This window comes from uncultured Limnohabitans sp. (assembly GCF_937889215.1).
Classification (GTDB): Bacteria; Pseudomonadota; Gammaproteobacteria; order Burkholderiales; family Burkholderiaceae_C; genus Limnohabitans_A.
The window spans coordinates 1-4,352 of sequence record NZ_CALBEX010000600.1 but is presented as its reverse complement, the minus strand read 5'-3'; the positions used below and the strand labels follow the sequence as shown (position 1 = coordinate 4,352).

General features: G+C 61.1%; 3 protein-coding genes. 1 reads left to right on the top strand and 2 read right to left on the bottom strand.

All coding sequences use genetic code 11. From position 1 onward, the window contains the following. Both Q0341_RS15050 and lptD read right to left on the bottom strand, forming a co-directional pair. Positions 1-764 (bottom strand): peptidylprolyl isomerase (locus Q0341_RS15050; protein ID WP_299515012.1); only part of this gene is annotated, 764 nt, incomplete at its 3' end. Positions 765-912: 148 nt separating this feature from the next. Further along, positions 913-3,276 (bottom strand): LPS assembly protein LptD, encoded by a 2,364-nt coding sequence (gene lptD / locus Q0341_RS15045; RefSeq protein ID WP_299515008.1) that lies wholly within the window; start codon positions 3,274-3,276, stop codon positions 913-915. A 114-nt stretch (positions 3,277-3,390) separates the two neighbouring features. On the opposite strand from lptD, the gene Q0341_RS15040 reads away from it, so the two are divergent. Next, positions 3,391-4,352, top strand: a 962-nt coding sequence (locus Q0341_RS15040) for a phosphotransferase (protein ID WP_299515005.1), incomplete at its 3' end; no start/stop codon positions are given.

The window sequence follows — 4,352 nt, the reverse complement described above, 5'->3', positions numbered from 1 at the left end:
GTGGTCATCAAGGTGGCCGGGGCTTGTTGCCGCTCCAGCACCTTCAAAATGTGAAAGCCTGCCCCCGATCGCACCACCTGCGACACGCCGCCCACAGGCAAGGCGGCAGTCGCCTGCACAAACAACTCTGGGTAACGGTCAGCAGGCCGCAAGCCCATGGCGCCGCCTTGGGCCCCCCGGTCAAACGCCTGAGAAAAGCTTTTAGCCAAGTCGGCAAAGTTTTCGCCGTCACGGGCACGCCGGGCAATGTCACTCGCCTTCTCAGCCAGCGGCTTGATCTGTTCGTCGCTGGTGTTTTCAGGCACAGCAATCAAGATCATGGCCAAGTTCAGATCGGCAGGTACACGCCCGGCCTGCGCCTTGAGTTGCTCTTGCAAGAATTGCTCGATCTCGATGTCGCGGATGCGGACGCGGGCTTCTACTTCGCGCTCACGCACACGGGTGAGCAGCAATTGGTTGCGCAACTGTTCGCGAAAAGCGCTCACAGAGACACCATCTTGCTGCAGGCGCTGGCGCAACGCTTCGCGTGAAATCTGGTTGTTGCCCGCCACACTGGCCTCGGCCTGGTCCAATGCGGCTTCGTCGATCACCAAGCCCGTCTCCGTGGCTTGCTGGATCTGGGCTTTTTCGTTGATCAGTTGCTCCAGCGCCAGCTGCTTGGACTCTGGTGCCGAGACCGAACGGCCTTGCGCGGTGGATTCACGCAGCAAACGCAAACTGAGGGACTGAACTTCTTGGTTGGTAATGGGCTCAGAGTTGACCACCGCCACAATGAAATCTGCAGATGCAATGGCCGCAGCAAGGGCTGGGCTAGTCGCAGGCGTTTGTGCGCGAGCAAGCCATGGCCAACAAGCCACCGCCAGACAGACCGAGGCCCCAAAAGCAAAAGAAGCGCGAACAGTAAAAAAGTGTTTATTCATAGTGCTGGAAACGGCTCGGTTCAGAGAAGTTGTCTCGCAAGTTCATGTAACGGGGAATGTTGTTGCGCAAGGCACTCAAGGGGCTGGCACCGACACGGGCCAGTCCGATGAACTCGAGCTGAAACAGCAAGCGGCTGGTCGCGGTGGAAACCGTGCTTTGGATGCGCTCGAAAGCGATGCGTCCAATCCAGCAGCCACCGTCATACTCCAAACCGAGCAAACTGTCCACCAAGCGGCCTTCGGTCAGGCTGAAATTCAGGCGACCCACGCTGTACCAGCGGTCAGGCCCCAGGCCTTGGCCAGGCGTGCGGGTCCAGGCACTTTCTGCGGCCTCATCGCCGCGCCCCAAAAGGTCACTGACGGGCCACTGCCAGCCCAGGTCCACCTGCTCGCTCACGCCTTGGTTCAAGCGATATGCCGCATTCACCACCCGGTAGGGGCTGGGGCTGTAGCGGGCTTGCAAGGTGCTGCGGCGGATGCGATCGGTTTGGCTGTTGAGCTGCAGGGTGCCGTCCAAAGCCCAGCGGTCATCCCAGCGCACGCCCACACCCAGCAGCATGTCGCTCAGGCCACTTTCAGCAGCAGATTGGTCGGGCAAGACAACTTGTTGGTCAGCAAAACGGATGCGCTGGGCCACGCCCACACGCAGCATTTCTGCGCCGTTGGCCACATCAAAAAACCGGCTGGTGACCCCCAGGGTCAAGGCGTTGTTGTCGATCAAGCGGTCCTGGCCCACATACGCGTTTTCACTGTAGATGGTAGACAGGTTGAAGTCGGTGACACCACTGTCGTACACGGGCAGAAAGCTTTGGTCCTTGTAGGGTGTGCGCGCATAAAAAGCACGCGGCTCCAAGGTTTGCGTGACGTTTCGGCCAAACCATTGCGTGTCGCGCTCGTAGACCAACCCTGTGTCAAGCGAAAACGTGGGCAACAACCGGTTGGCTGTGCGCGCACCGTTGTCCAAAGCTTGGTCGAGTTGGTAGCGGGTGGCGTGCATTTGCAGCTTGGGCGTGACAAAACCCCAGGGGCGGAGCCAGGGGCGGCTGACTTGCGCCAGCACAAAGCTGCGTTCGCCATTGCGCGGCACCAAGGTGTTGTTGGGAATGCGGTCGTAGTTGGCCTCAAAGCGTGTGGTGTCGGCCTGCACCGACCAGTCGAGGCCATCGGCATTCCACTGCCCGTAACGCATGCCAATCTGGGGCGCTCGGTCGTAAGGCGGCGTGATCGGGGCATCGATGTTCTGCAAGGTCTGCCAACGCTGGATTTGGGCGCTCATGCTGAAGTCACCTCGCCCCCAGTTCAGCACCCCGGTCGAGGGCAGCAGGCGCTGCGTCAGCACCTGGCCTGAGCGTGTGAAGTCACGCCAATAAGCGTCATCGCTGACCCGGTTCAAGGTCAGCCCCAAACCCACACGCCCCACATCAGCCAAACCGGTATCGATGCTGGCTTGGTGCTGACTGGACCAACCCCAGCGCGCCTGATCGCTCAAGGTGTCCGAGGGCATCAAGTTCAGCCGCGCCTGGCCACGGTAGTCCTGTTCAAGGTAACGAAATTCAGTGTCCACGGCCACGCCGCGCTTGCTCATGAGCTGCGTGGTGACAGTGGCATCGCGGTTGGGCGCGAGGTCAAAGTAATACGGCTGCGCGATCTCCACGCCATTGGTGGTGGTGATGCCCACCACCGGCGGCAGCAAACCCGACTTGCGCTCATTGGTCATCGGGAAAGTGACCGAAGGAATGGCCAAAATGGGCACGTCCTGAAAGCGCAGCTGCACGCCCTGGGCCTGCACAGTGGACTCTTCTTCGTCCAAGGTCAAACGGGTGGCTTTGAGCACCCATTCAGGCAACCACTCCGGCCCGGGCGTTCGTCTGCATGTGGTGTAGGCGGCCTGGTGAACGACCACGCGGGCGTCGTCCACAAAGTCCATCCGCTCGGCTTGCCCGTAAGCGCCACTTTTGTAAAGTTCAAAGGCGGGCTGGTTTAAAAACCCCTGAAAGCTGTCCACTTGCAGCCTCAGCTGAGGCCCCACAAACAAGCTGCCGGCCCGGCTCAGGCGCACCTGGCCCGAGGCCTCGACCACATCCTGGCTCTGGTCATAGGCCAAACGCCCCGCTTGAATGCCCATGCCTGGCTTGCGGATGCTGGCTTGGCCCTCGATCACCATGTCCAGATCGGGCCGAGCGGTCATGCGCTGGCCACTCAGGTAGAGGCCGCCCTCTTGGTCTTGCCGCGCCGAAATGGCCTCTTCCAGCATCGGGCTGCTGCGCAAGTTCACACCCACGGCTTGTGCCTGGCCCAGGCTGGGCATCCACCACAGCGCGGCCATGACCAAGGCCCGCACAGACGTCGCGGACACACAGGACATAAATCGGGCAAGGGGCGAAAGGGTCACGGATTTGAATCAGGAGGGATCAAGTAGAGGTCAAGCTCAGCAAAAGCGCGCAGCAGGCTTTGTAGAATGGGATTATCCATGAGCCACCCCACCTTTTCTCTCGCAATGCCTTCTGAAGTCACCTGGACCGATCCGGCCCGTCAAACCTCGTTCAAGGCGTGGTTGTCCAGCATGGCCTCGGCACAAGGCCTGTTGCCCGACAGCTTGCGTGTGGCTTCGGCCGATGCCAGCTTTCGCCGCTACCTGCGGGTCGACACCGTGCAGGGCGGCAGCCGCATCGTCATGGACGCGCCACCCGACAAGGAAAACTCCGAGCCCTTTGTGCGCATTGCCGCCTTGATGAAGGCCGCTGGTCTGAATGCCCCCGAGGTGCTTGACTGGTATGAGGCCGACGGCTTCATGCTGCTGAGCGATCTGGGCGATGCCACCATGATGTCGGCCATCGACCCCGAGCGCCCCCAGGCCAACCACGGGCTTTACATGCAAGCGGTCGATGCACTGGTCCAGTGGCAGCTGGCGTCGCGCCCCGACGTGCTGCCGCCGTATGACGCCGCACTCCTTGAAAGGGAGCTGAGCCTGTTCCCCGATTGGTATTTGGCCCAACACCGGGGTGTGCAGCTGCAAGGCGCGCAGCGAGAGGTGTTCGACAAGGCTTTTGCCTTGATCGTGCAACGCAACCTGGCCGCGCCCAGCGTGTATGTGCACCGCGACTTCATGCCGCGCAATTTGATGATGCCATTTGGTGCGAATCCTCAGCTGGGCGTGCTGGATTTCCAGGACGCGGTCTATGGCCCCATCACCTACGACATCGCCAGCCTGATGCGCGACGCGTTCCTCACCTGGGACGAGGACTTCGTACTCGACATCACCATTCGTTACTGGGAAAAAGCCCGCAAGGCGGGGCTGATGGATTTTGAAGACTGGCACAGCGACTTCGGCGCGTTTTACCGCGCTGTCGAATGGATGGGCCTGCAGCGCCACCTGAAAGTGGCCGGCATCTTTGCCCGCCTGACCCGGCGCGACGGTAAGCCCAAATACCT